The sequence below is a fragment of the Arthrobacter sp. GmRoot5-12 genome (assembly GCF_059739365.1).
Genome location: NZ_AP046056.1, coordinates 2,548,891 through 2,563,865, shown reverse-complemented (window position 1 = coordinate 2,563,865; position 14,975 = coordinate 2,548,891). Strand labels below are relative to the sequence as shown.

The window sequence follows — 14,975 nt, the reverse complement described above, 5'->3', positions numbered from 1 at the left end:
GACTCGCCGTCCAGTCACATGTACTCCCGTTGCGGTTCGTGGCTCCGCGTTGCCTGGCTTGTCCCCATTGGTCCGCGTTTGTCGGCCGGATGGCGCCATAAGTAGCGCCGTTTCGCAGCGTTTAGCCTCCATTGCGTGCTGCTGGCCAACGCCCTGCGGACCGTGCTTAAGTGTTTTCACGGCACCGGCCAGGCCGTAAGCACCAGCCCAAAGCGCGGGCACGCCGCCGCGCCGACGGCCCCACCCACCTCACACGTCCACCCGGGCACACACCCCGGGTGCCGTCGTCGTACCCGGAATCTTTTCCCGAAAGGAACACCATGTCCTTCCCAGCACCCCCGCCCCACTCCAGCCCCGGCTCCCCGGCATTCACCCGCCGCCGTGCGCTGGGCGCACTTCTGGCGATTCCCGCCGTCGGCCTGCTGTCCGCCTGCGGCGGGACCGCCACCGCAGGCGGAGCCCGCATCAGCCAGGGCGCCCTGGAACCGCTGGCTGCCTCGGTGCCTGCCGGGACCACCATCAAGGTGGGCGATCCCAGCATCAAAGTGGCGCTGGAACTGTCCGGCCTGATCAAGGACCTGGACGGCTTCACGGTGGAGTTCGCCAACATCTCCGGCGGCCCGCAGACCACCGAGGCGTTCCGGGCGAACGCCCTGGACGTGGGGTCCGTGGCGGACATCCCGCCCATCCACGCCACCTGGACCGGCCTGGACGTCCGCATCATCGCCGCGGGCTACCGCCAGGATGCCGTGAACCATCCCATTTATGAGCTGGGCGTCGCCCCGGGAGCGGGCATCAGCCGCCTGGAAGACCTGCGCGGCAAGAAAGTGGCCTACAGCCCGGGCCAGGCGCAGGGTGCGCTGGTGCTGCGGATCCTGGACAAGGCCGGGCTCAGGCAGGAGGACGTCAAGCTGGTGGAGCTGCCCAGCACCGGGGACGCCTACGCCACGGCGCTGGCCAGCAAACAGGTGGACGCCGCTCCCCTGGGCGGGGTCCAGATCAAACGCTACCTGGCCAAGTACAAGGCCGACCGCGCCACCACCATCCGCCACGGGCTGCGCGATGATCCCAGCCTCCTCTACTCCCCCGCCAAGGTCCTGGCCGATCCGGCCAAGGCCGCCGCCCTGGCCGCCTACGTGAAGGTCTGGGGCAAGGCGCAGCGCTGGATCGAAGACCACCCGGCGGAGTGGCTTGACGGCTACTACGTCAAGGACCAGGGGCTGTCCCGCGAGGACGGCCAATACCTGATCGATGCAACCGGCAAGCGCGACCTGCCCACCGCCTGGACCGAAGCGATCGCCAGGCACCAGGAAACCATCGACCTCCTGGCACGCGAGCAGAAGAAGCCGCAGCTGACGGCGGCCGAACTGTACGACACCAGGTTTGAAGCCCTCGCCGGCACGGCATTTGCGCCCGCCGGAAAGGCAGGTGCCGCATGAGCGCCGTACTGGACCGGCCCGTGGTGGCAGCCCACCAGGATCCGGCACCGGCAGGGCGGCCGGATGTGCGGCCCGCAGGGAAGCGGCTGGGGCCCGGACGACGCCGGCAGCTCGCCTGGGTGGGCCCGTCCGCCTTGCTGCTGCTGTGGACAGTCTCTTCCGCAACAGGGCTCCTGGACCCCAGGATCCTGTCCGAGCCCTGGACCGTGGTGGCCACCGCCGGTGAGCTCATCGCGGACGGCCGGCTCCAGGAGAACCTGGCCATTTCCGCCCAGCGCGCCGGCCTGGGGCTCTTCTTCGGCATCCTGGTGGGCGCCGTCCTGGCGCTCCTGTCCGGGCTGAGCCGGGTGGGTGAGGCCCTCATCGACGGGCCCGTGCAGATCAAGCGCGCCATCCCCGGCCTGGCCCTGATCCCGCTGCTGATCCTGTGGTTCGGCATCGACGAGACCATGAAGGTCCTCACCATCACCCTGGGCGTCTTTGTCCCGGTGTACCTGCAGACGCATGCGGGCCTGCGCGGCATCGACCTGCGCTTCGTGGAGCTCGCACAGACCGTGGGGCTCAGCCGGGCCGGCTTCATCCGCAAGGTGGTCCTCCCCGGTGCCCTGCCCGGGTTCTTCCTGGGCCTGCGCTTCGCCGTGACCGGCGCCTGGGTGTCCCTGGTGGTGGTGGAGCAGATCAACGCCACCAGCGGCATCGGCTACATGATGGAGCTCGCCCGCACCTACGGCCAGACCAACATCATCGTCCTGGGCTTGGCCGTCTACGGCATCCTTGGCCTCCTCTCCGACGGCATTGTCCGCTTCATCGAACGAAAGGCCCTCTCATGGCAGCGCACCCTGGCGGGCTGACCGCCATCGGCCCCGCACGTCCCGTACGTTCCGCCGTTTCCGTCCGGGACCTGGTCCGGGGATTCGGCCCGAAGGGAGTCCTGAACGGCGTTGACCTGGACATCGCCCCCGGCGAGTTCGTGGCCCTGCTGGGACCCAGCGGCTGCGGCAAAAGCACCCTGCTGCGCGCCCTGGCCGGCCTGGACCACGACGTCCGGGGCAGCGGCGTGATCAGCGTCCCGGACCGCGTCTCCGTGGTTTTCCAGGACTCGCGGCTCCTGCCCTGGGACAGCGTGCTGGGCAATGTCACCCTGGGCGTCCGGGAGCACGACGCCGAAGCCCGCGCCCGCAAGGCCCTCGCCGAAGTGGGGCTCGCCGGACGTGAAAAAGCATGGCCGCACCAGCTGTCCGGCGGCGAACAGCAGCGCGTGGCGCTGGCCCGTTCACTGGTCCGCGAACCCCAGCTGCTGCTGGCCGACGAGCCGTTCGGCGCCCTGGATGCGCTGACCCGGATCAGGATGCACGGGCTGCTCCAGGACCTGGTGGCCGCGCACCGCCCAGCCGTCCTGCTGGTCACGCACGACGTGGACGAGGCCATCGCGCTTGCAGACCGGATCGTGGTCCTGGACCACGGCCGCATCGCCACCGTCCGCCCGGTAACGCCGGAGATCCGATCCTCCGCCGATGCGGCCGGGCATGAAGCCCTCCGCCGCGGCCTCCTCACCGATCTTGGCGTCGTCGGCGCCACCCACTGAACCACCAGACCCGAAGGACTACCCATGACTTCCAACAACCCTCCCCGGCGCCGGCTCCACCTGAACGCGTTCCTGATGAGCACCGGCCACCACGAGGCCTCATGGCGGCTGCCGGAAAGCGATCCGCAGGCCAGCACGGATATTGGGCACTACAAGTTGCTCGCCCAGACTGCCGAGCGCGGCAAGCTGGACTCCATCTTCTTTGCCGACTCCCCCGTCCTGTTCGGCGAGGTGGGCCGCCGTCCTGCCGGCAAGCTCGAGCCCACGGTGCTGCTGACGGCGATCGCCGGCGCCACCGAACGGATCGGGCTGATCGCCACCGCGTCCACCACCTACAACGAGCCCTTCAACCTGGCCCGCCGCTTCGCGTCCGTGGACTGGGCCAGCGGCGGACGGGCAGGGTGGAACGTGGTGACCACGGCCGGCCCGGACGCCGCCCGCAACTTCGGCGTGGACGACCAGCCCGCCCACGCTGTCCGGTACGAGCGCGCCGCAGAGTTCATCGAGGTGGCGCAGAAGCTGTGGGACAGCTGGCAGGACGACGCCGTGCTGGCCGACAAGGCCGAAGGCGTGTGGGGTGACGCGGACAAGATCCGGACCATCGACCACGAGGGCAGGCACTTCAAGGTCCGCGGTCCCCTGAACGTTCCCCGCTCACCGCAGGGGCACCCGCTGATCGTCCAGGCGGGCTCGTCCGAGGACGGCAAGGACCTCGCTGCCCGGTACGCGGACGCCGTCTTTACCGCCCACCAGACCCTTGCCGATGCGCAGGAGTTCTACCGCGACCTGAAGGCCCGCACCGCGGCTGCCGGCCGTGATCCGGAGGCCATCAAGATCCTGCCGGGCATCGTGCCGGTCATTGGTGCCACGGAGGAGGAAGCCCAGGAGCTGGAGCGCGAGCTGGACCGGCTGATCAAGCCCGAATACGCCCGGATCCAGCTGGCCAAGACCCTGCGCGTGGACCCGGAGGACCTGCCGCTGGACCGGCAACTGCCGGACAACCTGCCCAGCGAGGATGAGATCGAGGGCGCCAAGAGCCGTTACACCCTGATCGTCCAGCTGGCGCGCCGGGAGCAGCTCACCGTGCGGCAGCTGATCGGCCGCCTGGGCGGCGGCCGCGGGCACCGCACCTTCACCGGCACCCCGGTGCAGGTGGCGGACGCCATCCAGGAATGGTTCGACGGCGGAGCGGCGGACGGCTTCAACATCATGCCGCCGGTGCTCCCGTCCGGGCTGGAAACCTTCGTGGACCAGGTGGTGCCCATCCTGCAGGAGCGCAGCCTGTTCCGGACCGAATACACGGGCCGGACCCTGCGGGAGCACTACGGCCTGCCACGGCCGGCCAACCGGTACGCGGGGGCGTCCGCCGCCGGCCTTGCCTCGATTGGATCCGCGTTCTGACTGCCGGGTCCATGAGACGGTGCCCCAGGCCGTGTGATACGAGGGCCCGGGAGGGGTAGTCCCTAGACTGGCAGTGAACATTAAGGCCAGGACTGGACGAAGGAGCAGGACATGAGCGGTGTAATCGTTGTAGGTGTGGACGCCAGCCCGTCCGCACGGAAGGCTGCGGAAGTGGCGCTGGGGCTGGCGGAGTCGCTGGGAGCGACACTCCATGTGGTGACCGCCTTTGAAATGGAGAACGCCGAAACCTTCGGGGTGGGCTCGGACAAGGTGCGCATCTCCAACGCGGACAGCTCGGAGATGGTGGCAAAGTCGCTCGGCGCCTCGCGGCCGGGAGTGGAGATTACCCACTTCGCTGCCCGCGGCAAGCCGGCCGATTCCCTCATCAAGGAAGCCATCCGCCTGGATGCCCGGCTGATCGTGGTGGGCAACCGCAGGATGCGCGGCATCGGCCGGCTCCTGGGCAGCGTCGCCAACAGTGTGGCGCACAATGCCCCGTGCGATGTCTACATCGCGAACACGTACGAGGACTGACCTGCCCCACACACAAGGAGGGCGGACGACGTCGGGAACTCCCGGCGTCGTCCGCCCTCCTTCTGCGCAACGGTCAGTTACGCCCCGTACTCCTCATCGGTCACGTGGCGGAGCCAGGTGACAACCTGTCCGTTCCCGTCGGCTTCCTGCATGGCGATGTGTGCCATGAACCGCTCAGGGGTGGCCCCGTGCCAGTGCTCCTCGCCGGGTTCGATGTAGACCACATCGCCGGGGCGGATTTCCTGGACCTCGCCGCCGCGGCGGGCCACCAGGCCGATGCCGTCCGTCACGTAGAGGGTCTGGCCCATGGGGTGGTGGTGCCAGGCGGTCCGGGCGCCGGGCGCGAACCGGACGTGCGCGCAGCCAATGGCTGACTGTTCATCCGGATTCCGGATCCCGTCGATCTGGACCGTACCCGTGAACCATTCCTTGGGCCCGGCCGCCGTCTGGCCGCCGCTCTGGGTGTACTTCATGTTCTCCTCCTGATGGTTCGGGTAGATGGGAAGGTGTGCGTTGGTCATGCTGTCTGCCCGGGGCCGGCAGGCGTGGCCCGGGACGTCACGAAGGCCAGGACGGACGCCGCCGCAAGGACCGCTGCGGCCACCAGGAAGGTGACGCGGTAGCCGGCCCAGTCGAACAGCACTCCGCCCAGCGTGGATCCGATGGCGATTGATGTTTGGATGACGGCCACCATCAGGCCGCCGCCCGCCTCCGCGTTGTGGGGCATCGCCTTCGCAATCCAGCTCCACCAGCCCACCGGCGCGGACGTGGACATCAGGCCCCACAGGCCCAGGAGAACCACGACGGCGGCGATCCACCCGCCGGAGGGAACGAGCGCTGCGGCAAGGACTGCCATGAGCGCCGGAATAAAGACCAGCGTCCGGTACAGTCCGGTGCCGAGAAACCGGCCGATCAGCAGGGTGCCTGCAAATCCCGCCGCACCGATGACCAGCAACACCAGGGACACCATGCCCGCATCGACGCGGGTCACCGTTTCCAGGAACGGGCGGACGTAGGTGAACAGGACGAACTGCCCCATGAAGAAGGCGCCGCAGGCGGCCATGCCCCAGGCAATCGGCCGGCTCTTGAACGCGGCGAAGATCCCGAAGATGTTTCCCGCCGCACGCGCCTGCCTTTGGACGTTCATGGACGGCAGGCTGATCCACTGCCAGAGAAGCGCGAGCACGGCCACCGGCACCAGGCAGAAGAACGCCCCGCGCCAGCCGATGACGGAGCCAAGGTAGCTTCCCAGCGGTGCAGCCAGCACGGTTGCGAGGGCGTTGCCGCCGTTGAAGATGGCCAAGGCCCGCGCCACCTGGTGGGCCGGCACCAGCCGCATGGCGGTGGCTGCCGACATGGTCCAGAACCCCCCGATCACCACGCCGATGAGGGCGCGGCCGATCATGAAGGGCAGGTACCCCGGGGCCGTGGCCACCAGCGCCGCGGAGGCGGCCATCAGCGCCGTCAGGCCCAGCAGCAGGGTCTTGCGGTTTATGCCTCCGGCCAGAGTGGACACGGACAGGCTGGTCAGGACGGCCAGCACGCCGGAGACCGCGATGCCCTGTCCCACCATGCCCTCGGAAACCTGCAGTTCCGAGGCCATCGGCGTGAGCAGGCTGACCGGCATGAACTCGGAGGCGATCAGCGCGAAGACGCACAGCGACATCGCGAAGACGCCTCCCCAGTGGGCCTGCTGGTGCCCGGGGATGCCTGGTCGCTGCTGCCCGCTGGTGTTGATGACGGTTGTTTCGGAGGCCATAGCCTCCATCAAAGCGCGCTTCCGAAGCCCTAGCGAGGGCCCTGCTGAAACGGGTCTTGGCAGACCCCCCTTACCGCAGCACAGCTGACGACGGGGCCTCCCGCCGCCCTCCCGTGGCCGCCACCGGGGGCTGCGGCTTGTACACCCAGGCCACCAGCACCACAGAGATGATCATTAGCAGGAACCAAGCCACGAGTTTCTCAAGGCCCACCGGGTGCCAGCCGTCCACCTGGCTGGGGTAGAGCCAGGCGCCGGACCAGGTGGCGATGTTCTCGGCGAGCCAGATGAACAGCGCCACCAGCAGGAAAGAGACCGGCAGCGGCATGTGGAACTCCCGGCGGAACACGCGGAAGTGCATGACGCACCGGCCATAGATGAGCACGACGGCGGCGAGCAGCACCCAGCGCAGGTCCCAGATGTAGTGGTGGGTGAAGAAGTTGGCGTAGATCGCGGCGGCGAGGACGGCGGTGATCCAGCGCCGGGGGTAGGCGGCGAACTTCAGGTCGAACAGCCGGTAGACGCGCACCATGTACGAGCCCACGGCGGCATACATGAACCCGCTGAAGAGCGGCACGGCCCCGATGCGCAGGAAGCCTTGGGCATCGTAGGACCACGAACCCACGTCCGTCTTGAACAGCTCCATGACGGTCCCCACAAGATGGAACAGGACGATGACCCGCAGTTCCCGCAGGGTTTCCAGCTTGAACGCCACCATCAGGATTTGGATGACGACGGCGGCGATCGTCAGGAAGTCGTTGCGCGCCAGGCCGGCAGTGTCCGGATACCAGATCCTGGCGGCCATGAGCACTGCCAGGAGCGCCGCGCCGAAGATGCAGGCCCAGCCCTGCTTGAGGCCAAAGACCACGAACTCAGTGAGTCTTGTTTTGCCGCCGCCGGCCGGAGCAGTTGCCAGGAACCTCCTGGCCCGTTCGTCGATCCGCTGCTCCACCGGTGGTGAACCGCGTCTGGGGCTAGGCACTGATCCCCTGGCGCTGGCTTGGCCGGGTGTTCCTCTTCAGGTCCCTGTCGAGTTCGCGCAGGCAGTAGTTCTTGAACCAGTACCTGATGCCCCGCGGCAGCCGCGGGTAGGCAACGGCCAGGATGCGAAAGGTGCGGTTGAAGCGCCGTTCGTGCCGGTCGCTCCAGCCGAGGCCGAAGTCTTTCCGCAACTGGTGGGGAAGGAGTCCGGCGGTGAGGAACCTGGCAGGGGGGATGATGGCCCGGTACCACAGGGCTGTGTGCTTGGGAAACAGCAGGCCGCGTCCAACGCGGACCCCGGGGGCCTCCGCGTGCAGGGTGGAGACGTGTTCGGCCCAGTAGCGGCCGAACTCCGCCCTGTCCTTGGGCCACATGCCCGGCGGAAGCTGCAGCGCGGTGCCGATCCGCGCGTAGTCCAGGTACATGGCGTCGGCAGCTGCATCGTCCAGCGGGCCGTAGATCTTCTCGATGATGGTCAGAGCGGTGTCGTAGAGTGTGGCCACCACCCAGAGCTGCAGTTCCGGATCATAGGCGTTGTACCCGGCGGACGTTTTGTCCGCAGTGCCGTGCACCGGAACATGAGCCCGGTTAACCCTGCGGCGGACCTCGTTAACCTGGGCGTCGTTTCCATAGACGACCGCGTAGACATACGTCAGTGTGCCTTTGAGCCTGTTGACGGGGCGCTCAGTGAACGTGCTGTGTTCCGCCACGCCCCGGCCAATGGCCGGATTGGCAAGCTGCAGCAGAATGGCCCGCCCTGCCCCAGCAAGCAGGATGCCTTCCGCCCGGTAGTCGGAAAATTCCTGCACCATGTCAACAGGGTACCGTCACGGCAGGACGGCAGGACCGGACCTTTGGCCCGTTGACAAGGGGCCAGGCCCACGTATCGTCCGGTCAGCGGTTTACCGGCCGCAGCGAGGTGATCATTCTCTTGATGTCCGCGCACTCGGCCGTGTCCCGGTACTTCCGCGCCAGCTCAAGGTACGGCAGTGACTGGTCGCCGGGTGTCGCGTTGATTTCCGGGTCGTAGGAGGCGCCGAACATGGCAGCGTTGGGCGGCCACCGGAAAAACTGGAAGATGGGGCAGGCGTCGGGACCGCTCGGCGGAGGGCCGGACGTAATGCCGTAGCCGGCCGCCGGGGTGCGGTACATGCCCGGCGCCGCGGCGTTTGCGCGGGTCTCGAACACGAACTGCGGCACCACGCCGCCCTGGACCAGTACCGGGATGTCCGCGCTGTCCAGGACTTCATACGGGTACCTCTCGGTACACGTGGAGCCGGTGGCCATGTTGGTCCGCAGCGTGGCCATCACCTTTCCGGCCTGGTTCCGCACCTCCGCAAAGGCCCCTCCGCCCTCCGCCAACTCCCCTGCCGGATCCTTGACGCTCCAGGCGGCAGGTAAGTCGAACGCCATGGCGCCATCCGCCGTCGTGAACGTGGTCCAGGCAGCCGCGGCAGAACCGGCCGCAGAAGTGCCGGGCGCGGCTGTTGGTGTGGAAGGGACGCTCGACGGCGTCGGCCCGGCGGCCGTACCGGTGGCCGTTGCTGACGTGGCGGCAGAGCCCGCCGTGGATGGCGAGGGCTGTGGACTTCCCGGCTGCGGTGAGCAGCCGGCCAGGAACAGCATTGCCAGGGCCGCTGCCGAAAACGCCGTGATGAGCCTGCGCACCACACCCTCCTTTGGGCCTGCCGATGACCCTTCAAGTGTGGCGCGCCGGGCCCGGGCGGGGGAGGGCCGGAGGACCTGCTTCTCCCCTTCCCCGCCGTGGACGCCTTACCGCTCTACCAGCGACACGTCCCGTACTGCGCCCTTGTCCGCGGACAGGGCCATGGCGGCGTAGGCGCGCAGTGCAGCGGAGACCTGGCGGTCCCGGTCCTTGGGCTTGTAGCCGCCGTTGACCTCCAGCTTCTCGCGGCGTTCGGCCAGGATCTCGTCCGAGACCTCAAGCTGCATGGAACGCTGCGAGATGTTAATGCTGATGATGTCACCGTCCTCCACCAGGGCGATGGCGCCGCCGGAGGCAGCCTCCGGCGAGATGTGCCCGATCGACAGGCCGGACGTGCCGCCGGAGAAACGGCCATCAGTGATGAGGGCGCACTTCTTGCCCAGGCCGCGGCCCTTGAGGAACGACGTCGGGTAGAGCATTTCCTGCATGCCGGGGCCGCCGCGGGGGCCTTCGTAACGGATGACCACCACGTCGCCTTCCTTGACGGTCTTGTTCAGGATTTTTTCCACGGCTTCATCCTGGGATTCGCACACCACGGCCGGGCCCGAGAAGGTCCAGATGGACTCGTCCACGCCGGCGGTCTTCACCACGGCGCCGTCGATGGCCACATTGCCGCGGAGCACGGCCAGTCCGCCGTCCTTGGAGTACGCGTGCTCCACCGAGCGGATGCAGCCTTCTGCGGCGTCGGTGTCCAGGGAGGTCCACTCGTTCGACTGGGAGAACGCGGTGGAGGAACGGACGCCGCCGGGAGCGGCGTGCCACAGGGCCTTTGCTTCCTCGGTGGCTTTGCCGCCCCGGATGTCCCAGTCATCCAGCCAGCCGTCCAGGTTATCGGAGTGCACGGAGTGGACGTCCTTGTGCAGGAGGCCGCCTCGGTTCAGCTCGCCCAGCAGGGCGGGGATGCCGCCGGCGCGGTGCACGTCCTCCATGTAGTAGGTCTTGTCCTTGGCCACGTTCGGAGCCACCTTGGCCAGGCAGGGCACCTGGCGGGACTTGGCATCCATCTCGGCCAGGCCGTAGTCCACGCCGGCCTCCTGGGCGGCGGCCAGCAGGTGCAGGATGGTGTTGGTGGAGCCGCCCATGGAGATGTCCAGGGCCATGGCGTTATCGAAGGCCTTCGCGGTGGCGATGGAGCGCGGCAGCACGGAGTCGTCGTCGCCGTCGTAGTAGCGCTTCACCAGCTCGACGACGGCGGCACCGGCCTTCTCGTACAGGGCCTTGCGGGCGGTATGGGTGGCGAGCACGGACCCGTTGCCCGGCAGGGACAGGCCGATGGCCTCGGTGAGGCAGTTCATCGAGTTGGCGGTGAACATGCCGGAGCAGGAGCCGCAGGTGGGGCAGGCGTTCTCTTCGATGAGGTTGATGTCGGCATCGGAGATGGACTCGTCCACGGCATCGGCAATCGCGTTCACCAGGTCCAGGGAGCGGACGGAGCCGTCGGTCAGGGTCACGCGCCCTGCTTCCATGGGGCCGCCGGAGACGAAGACCACGGGGATGTTCAGGCGCAGCGCGGCCATGAGCATGCCGGGGGTGATCTTGTCGCAGTTGGAGATGCATACCAGGGCGTCGGCGCAGTGTGCGTTGACCATGTACTCCACGGAGTCGGCGATCAGGTCGCGGGACGGCAGCGAGTAGAGCATGCCGCTGTGGCCCATGGCGATGCCGTCGTCCACGGCGATGGTGTTGAACTCGCGCGGCACGGCGCCGGCGGCGAGGATCGCGTCGGAGACGATCCGGCCCACGGGGGCGAGGTGGGTGTGGCCGGGGACGAACTCGGTGAAGGAGTTGGCCACGGCGATGATCGGCTTTCCGATGTCCGAGTTGGCGACGCCGGAAGCGCGCAGCAGTGCGCGGGCGCCGGCCATGTTGCGGCCATGGGTGACTGTTTTAGAGCGAAGTGCAGGCATGCCTACCATCCTGCGGGCTCATGGGCCGGGGTGGAAGACGCTCTTGCTACTAGTAGTAGGAGTACCAGAGTAATAGTATTTTCGGGTGAGTGATCCCGGACGGCGCAAGGAACTTGGCCTCTTCCTGCGCGCCCGCCGCGACCAGGCGCTGCGGGCCGACTATGGCCTGCCGCCGATCGGCCGCTCGCGCGACCGGGGATTGCGCCGCGAGGAGGTGGCTTTCCTCTCCGGTGTCAGCGTCACCTGGTACACCTGGCTGGAGCAGGGCAGGGACATCAGCCCCTCCCGACAGGTCCTGGAGGCCGTCAGCCGTGCGCTGCATCTTTCCACCACCGGCCTTGGCTATGTCCTGTCCCTGGGCGGGTATGCGTCCGCGGCGCCCTCCGGCCCCGCCGCCGATACTGCTCCGCCCCACATCCAGCGGCTGCTGGATGCACTTGATCCCAATCCGTCCTTTGCCCTGTTCCCGGACTGGGGCGTAGCCGGCTGGAACAAGGCCTATGCGGCGCTGTACCCCAACATCGCCACAGCGCCCCCGGCGGACCGGAACCTGCTGTGGCTGGTGTTCACCGACCCCTACGTCCGGGACCTGCTCCCGGACTGGGACACCACCAGCAAGCGTTTCCTTGCCGAATTCCGCGCCGAAACCGGACAGCGGCTGGGTGATCCGGACATCCAGTACCAGGTGGAACGGCTCAAGGAGGCAAGCCCCGAGTTCCGCCAGGGCTGGGACCTGTACGACATCCTGGGCTTCGAATCCCGCGAGCGGCTCTTCCACCACCCCGCCGTCGGAGTCCTCCAGCTGGAACACCACCAAGTGTCGCCTTCGGACCGGCCGGACCTGCACATCGTTGTCTACACGCCCGCCCCGGGCAGCGGCGCCGCAGCCCAGATGCAGTCCCTGATGACCACGGCTGACCAGTCGTAAACAACCGAAAGCGGCCGGCGGCGGGAACTCCCGCCGTCGGCCGCTTTCCTCGCCCGGGACGCTTGCCCCGGGCGCTACCCCAGGACGCTAGGCCAGCACCCCCTGCCGCACCAAGGCGGGCTGGAACTGTGCACCCGCGCCCGGGAATACCGGCACGTCGATCCGAGCGTGGGTGTGGACCTCCGTCACGGTTTCCTTGGTGTGCCGGGCAATCTGTTCCATGGTGGTTACCCACATGCCGTCCATCGCCTTAACCCGCTCGATCAGCTGCTCCAGCGCCACCGCCTTGGACGGCCGGCCGGAGATGAACGGGTGGTTGGTCAGCACGAAACAGCTGCCCTGGGAGTGGTGGGCCTCGGCTTCAAGGGTCCACATCTCCAGGACCTTGGCCGGGCTCTCGATCACCCCGCTGCCCGTCACGCCGGGATAGAACGCGTACTGCTCCCAGTCGTCAAGGGTCCAGTCCACCGGAATCTCCACAATGTCCCGGGGATCATCGGCGGCGACGGCGAAGCGGTAGGGGGCGTCGCCGTCGAGCAGGCTGGAATCGTAGAGGAAGCCGCGGTCGGCCAGCAGACCCGGCGAGTGCCAGTTCAGCTCCCACCACGGTGCCCGGTAGCCCACCGGCCGGACTCCGGCCACCGTGGCCAGGGCCTCAAGGCCCCGGTCGATGTAGCTTGCCTCGGTGGCGGCGTCGATGCCCTGCATGGGTTCGTGCAGGTAGCCGTGGTGCGCCACTTCATGGCCGCCGTCCACGATCTGCCGCACCACGTCCGGGTAGGACTCGGCGGTGAAGCCCGGGATGAAGAAGGTGGCCTGGATGTCCTGGCGCGCCAGGATGGCCAGGAGCCGCGGCACCGCGATTTTGGGGCCGTAGGACTGGTGGCTCATCAGGGACATGCGCCGGGTGCTGGTGGGGTTGTGGGCGATGGTGCAGGACTCTGCGTCCACGTCGAAGGTGAAGGATGCGGCGGCCTTGGCGCCGTCGGGCCAGGTGATGGGGTGCAGCGGGTCTGCGATGGCGGGCTGGTTCATGGGGAATCCTTTCGGCGGGCGCAGTGCGCGCCAGGTGCTGGGGAAGAAGGGCAGGGCCGTTTAGAGGGCGGGAAGGGCGGGCGCGCTGTCCGCTGCCTTGCCGTCTGCTCCAGGGGCGCTGTCCGCCGCCTCCTTGATGCGGGGCTGCAGGGCAAGGTAGCGGATGTGCTGCCGCGGCCCGAGGATGGCGTACACCCCGGCGCTGGTCAGTCCACCGGCCAGCCAGGACAGGTCCCAGCCGCCCAGCGCCACCGCGATGGGGCCCTGCATGATGGGGATCAGGCCGTACATGAAGAGCCACGTTGCGAAAATCCCGGCCACCAGGGAGATGACACCGGCCCAGTTGACGCCGGGCAGCCGCTTGGTGCCCACGGCGTCGAACAGCCGCTCCGGCTCGCCCGGCCAGCGCTTGTCCAGCCAGAAGTAGTGCACCAGCATGATGCCGCCCCAGGCGGCCACCCAGGCCACCAGGCCAATCAGCCAGGCGTCGAGTACCGCGGCGAAGTCCTCCTGGAAGATGAAGAAGACGACGGCGGCCAGCGAGAAGACGCCGACGAACAGGTTGAGCTTGCGGCGGCTGATGGAGATATCCAGTGCCTGGGTTGCGACGGAGAACGTATAGATGTTGAGGATGTTGGTGGCGATGGGGCCGTGGAGCACCATGAGCAGCACCGGCAGCGCCATGGCGCCGAAGTTGAGGACGATCAGCTTGCCGGGGTCGATCTCCCCGGAGTTGGTGGCCAGGCTGGCGCCCAGGACACCCAGCCAGACCACCGGGATGAACTGGCCAAGGACCGAGGCGAGGTAGACCTTCTTCTTGGGGACGCTGGTGCTGACGAACCGGGAGTAGTCCGCGGCGTAGGTGAACCAGGTGATGCCCCAGCCGATGCCGATGGCGGTCATGACGGCGCTCATGGCGGCGATCCGCTCCGAGCCTTCCAGGATGGCGCCGGCCGGTCCGGCGTAGCCCCAGTCGATGTCCATGCCGAACCAGGCGACGGCCGACATAACGGCCAGGATGAGGATGGTGGGCGGTACGGTCCATTTTTCGAAGGCCGCGATGGCCTTGTAGCCGAACCAGGCGATGGCTACCTGCAGGGCCATGATGAAGGTGGCGACGCCGATCTTCCAGGCGTAGTTGGGGGCTTCCGGGTCAACCCACCCAAGGGTTCCGAAGAGCGCCATGACCAGGTCCAGGATGATCCAGGTGTTCACCGCGCACCAGCCGATGACCAGGAGGGCCTGGATGGCGGCCGGGAGGTAATTGCCGCGCCGTCCGAATGCGGCGCGGGCCAGGACCATGCCGGTGGCGCCGGTCTTCTGGCCCAGGAGGACGAAGCAGCCAAAGAGCAGCATGCCGATCAGGTTGCCCAGGACCAGGACGGTGACGGTGTCCGCCAACCCGAGTCCCAGCTGGATCCCGAGTGCCCCCAGCACCCAGTTGATGGGTGCCAGGTTGGCGCCCGCCCAGATCCAGAACTGGCCGGAAACCTTGCGTGTGCGTGCTGATTCGGGGATGGGCTGGAGCCAGGCTTCGTGGTCCACGGCGTTGTGGTCCTGCGTGGCCTGGCCGGGCTGGCCGTGCGTGGCTGGTGAAAGCTTTTCTTGCATGGGGGCCTCCGTGAGGTGGATAAGTACCAAAAGGCTATGTGGCCCCCATCACAAGGAACAAGATACGATGTG

14 protein-coding genes are annotated in these 14,975 nt (G+C 67.9%); 6 read left to right on the top strand and 8 right to left on the bottom strand.

The features are described 5' to 3' along the window. Window positions 1-320 precede the first annotated feature (320 nt). The 5 genes from AC6JAM_RS11700 to AC6JAM_RS11680 all read left to right on the top strand — a co-directional run bounded on the left by AC6JAM_RS11700 (window position 321) and on the right by AC6JAM_RS11680 (window position 4,959). A complete protein-coding gene (locus AC6JAM_RS11700; RefSeq protein ID WP_497934715.1) occupies window positions 321-1,439 on the top strand; it encodes an ABC transporter substrate-binding protein in 1,119 nt (372 codons plus the stop codon). After that, window positions 1,436-2,290 (top strand): ABC transporter permease, encoded by an 855-nt coding sequence (locus tag AC6JAM_RS11695; RefSeq protein WP_223992704.1) that lies wholly within the window; start codon window positions 1,436-1,438, stop codon window positions 2,288-2,290. The genes AC6JAM_RS11700 and AC6JAM_RS11695 overlap by 4 nt, the downstream gene beginning before the upstream one ends. Beyond that, window positions 2,266-3,024, top strand: a complete 759-nt coding sequence (locus AC6JAM_RS11690) for an ABC transporter ATP-binding protein (RefSeq protein WP_018770617.1) — start codon at window positions 2,266-2,268, stop codon at window positions 3,022-3,024. Before AC6JAM_RS11695 ends, AC6JAM_RS11690 begins: the two co-directional genes overlap by 25 nt. A gap of 24 nt (window positions 3,025-3,048) precedes the next feature. After that, window positions 3,049-4,425: an LLM class flavin-dependent oxidoreductase gene (locus tag AC6JAM_RS11685; RefSeq protein WP_488315594.1), complete on the top strand. Its 1,377-nt coding sequence runs from the start codon at window positions 3,049-3,051 to the stop codon at window positions 4,423-4,425. Window positions 4,426-4,536: 111 nt separating this feature from the next. Next, a complete protein-coding gene (locus AC6JAM_RS11680) occupies window positions 4,537-4,959 on the top strand; it encodes a universal stress protein (protein WP_018770619.1) in 423 nt (140 codons plus the stop codon). A gap of 77 nt (window positions 4,960-5,036) precedes the next feature. On the opposite strand, the gene AC6JAM_RS11675 is transcribed toward AC6JAM_RS11680, so the two are convergent. The 6 genes from AC6JAM_RS11675 to ilvD form a co-directional block, all read right to left on the bottom strand. Further along, complete coding sequence (locus tag AC6JAM_RS11675) at window positions 5,037-5,432, bottom strand: (R)-mandelonitrile lyase (protein ID WP_134165516.1); 396 nt, start codon at window positions 5,430-5,432, stop codon at window positions 5,037-5,039. Between the two features lie 44 nt (window positions 5,433-5,476). Next, window positions 5,477-6,718, bottom strand: a complete 1,242-nt coding sequence (locus AC6JAM_RS11670) for an MFS transporter (protein ID WP_497934713.1) — start codon at window positions 6,716-6,718, stop codon at window positions 5,477-5,479. Window positions 6,719-6,788: 70 nt separating this feature from the next. Continuing rightward, window positions 6,789-7,697 (bottom strand): DUF817 domain-containing protein, encoded by a 909-nt coding sequence (locus tag AC6JAM_RS11665; protein WP_134165480.1) that lies wholly within the window; start codon window positions 7,695-7,697, stop codon window positions 6,789-6,791. After that, the gene (locus tag AC6JAM_RS11660; protein WP_056391521.1) at window positions 7,690-8,508 is read right to left on the bottom strand and encodes an oxygenase MpaB family protein; all 819 of its coding nucleotides are present in this window, start codon (window positions 8,506-8,508) and stop codon (window positions 7,690-7,692) included. Before AC6JAM_RS11660 ends, AC6JAM_RS11665 begins: the two co-directional genes overlap by 8 nt. Window positions 8,509-8,590: 82 nt before the next feature. Continuing rightward, complete coding sequence (locus tag AC6JAM_RS11655) at window positions 8,591-9,364, bottom strand: hypothetical protein (RefSeq protein ID WP_497934711.1); 774 nt, start codon at window positions 9,362-9,364, stop codon at window positions 8,591-8,593. A gap of 105 nt (window positions 9,365-9,469) precedes the next feature. Further along, a complete protein-coding gene (ilvD, locus tag AC6JAM_RS11650; protein ID WP_497934709.1) occupies window positions 9,470-11,329 on the bottom strand; it encodes a dihydroxy-acid dehydratase in 1,860 nt (619 codons plus the stop codon). Between the two features lie 85 nt (window positions 11,330-11,414). Here ilvD and AC6JAM_RS11645 point away from each other — a divergent pair, with 85 nt between their 5' ends. After that, window positions 11,415-12,257 carry a helix-turn-helix transcriptional regulator gene (locus AC6JAM_RS11645; RefSeq protein ID WP_488315592.1) on the top strand — a complete coding sequence of 281 codons (843 nt, stop codon included), beginning with the start codon at window positions 11,415-11,417 and terminating at the stop codon, window positions 12,255-12,257. A gap of 87 nt (window positions 12,258-12,344) precedes the next feature. Here the strand turns inward: AC6JAM_RS11645 and AC6JAM_RS11640 are convergent, their stop codons facing one another. After that, on the bottom strand, window positions 12,345-13,292 hold the full coding sequence (locus AC6JAM_RS11640) for a polysaccharide deacetylase family protein (protein WP_056391529.1): 948 nt from the start codon (window positions 13,290-13,292) through the stop codon (window positions 12,345-12,347). A 60-nt stretch (window positions 13,293-13,352) separates the two neighbouring features. Continuing rightward, window positions 13,353-14,903 carry a purine-cytosine permease family protein gene (locus AC6JAM_RS11635; protein ID WP_144600233.1) on the bottom strand — a complete coding sequence of 517 codons (1,551 nt, stop codon included), beginning with the start codon at window positions 14,901-14,903 and terminating at the stop codon, window positions 13,353-13,355. Window positions 14,904-14,975 lie beyond the last annotated feature (72 nt).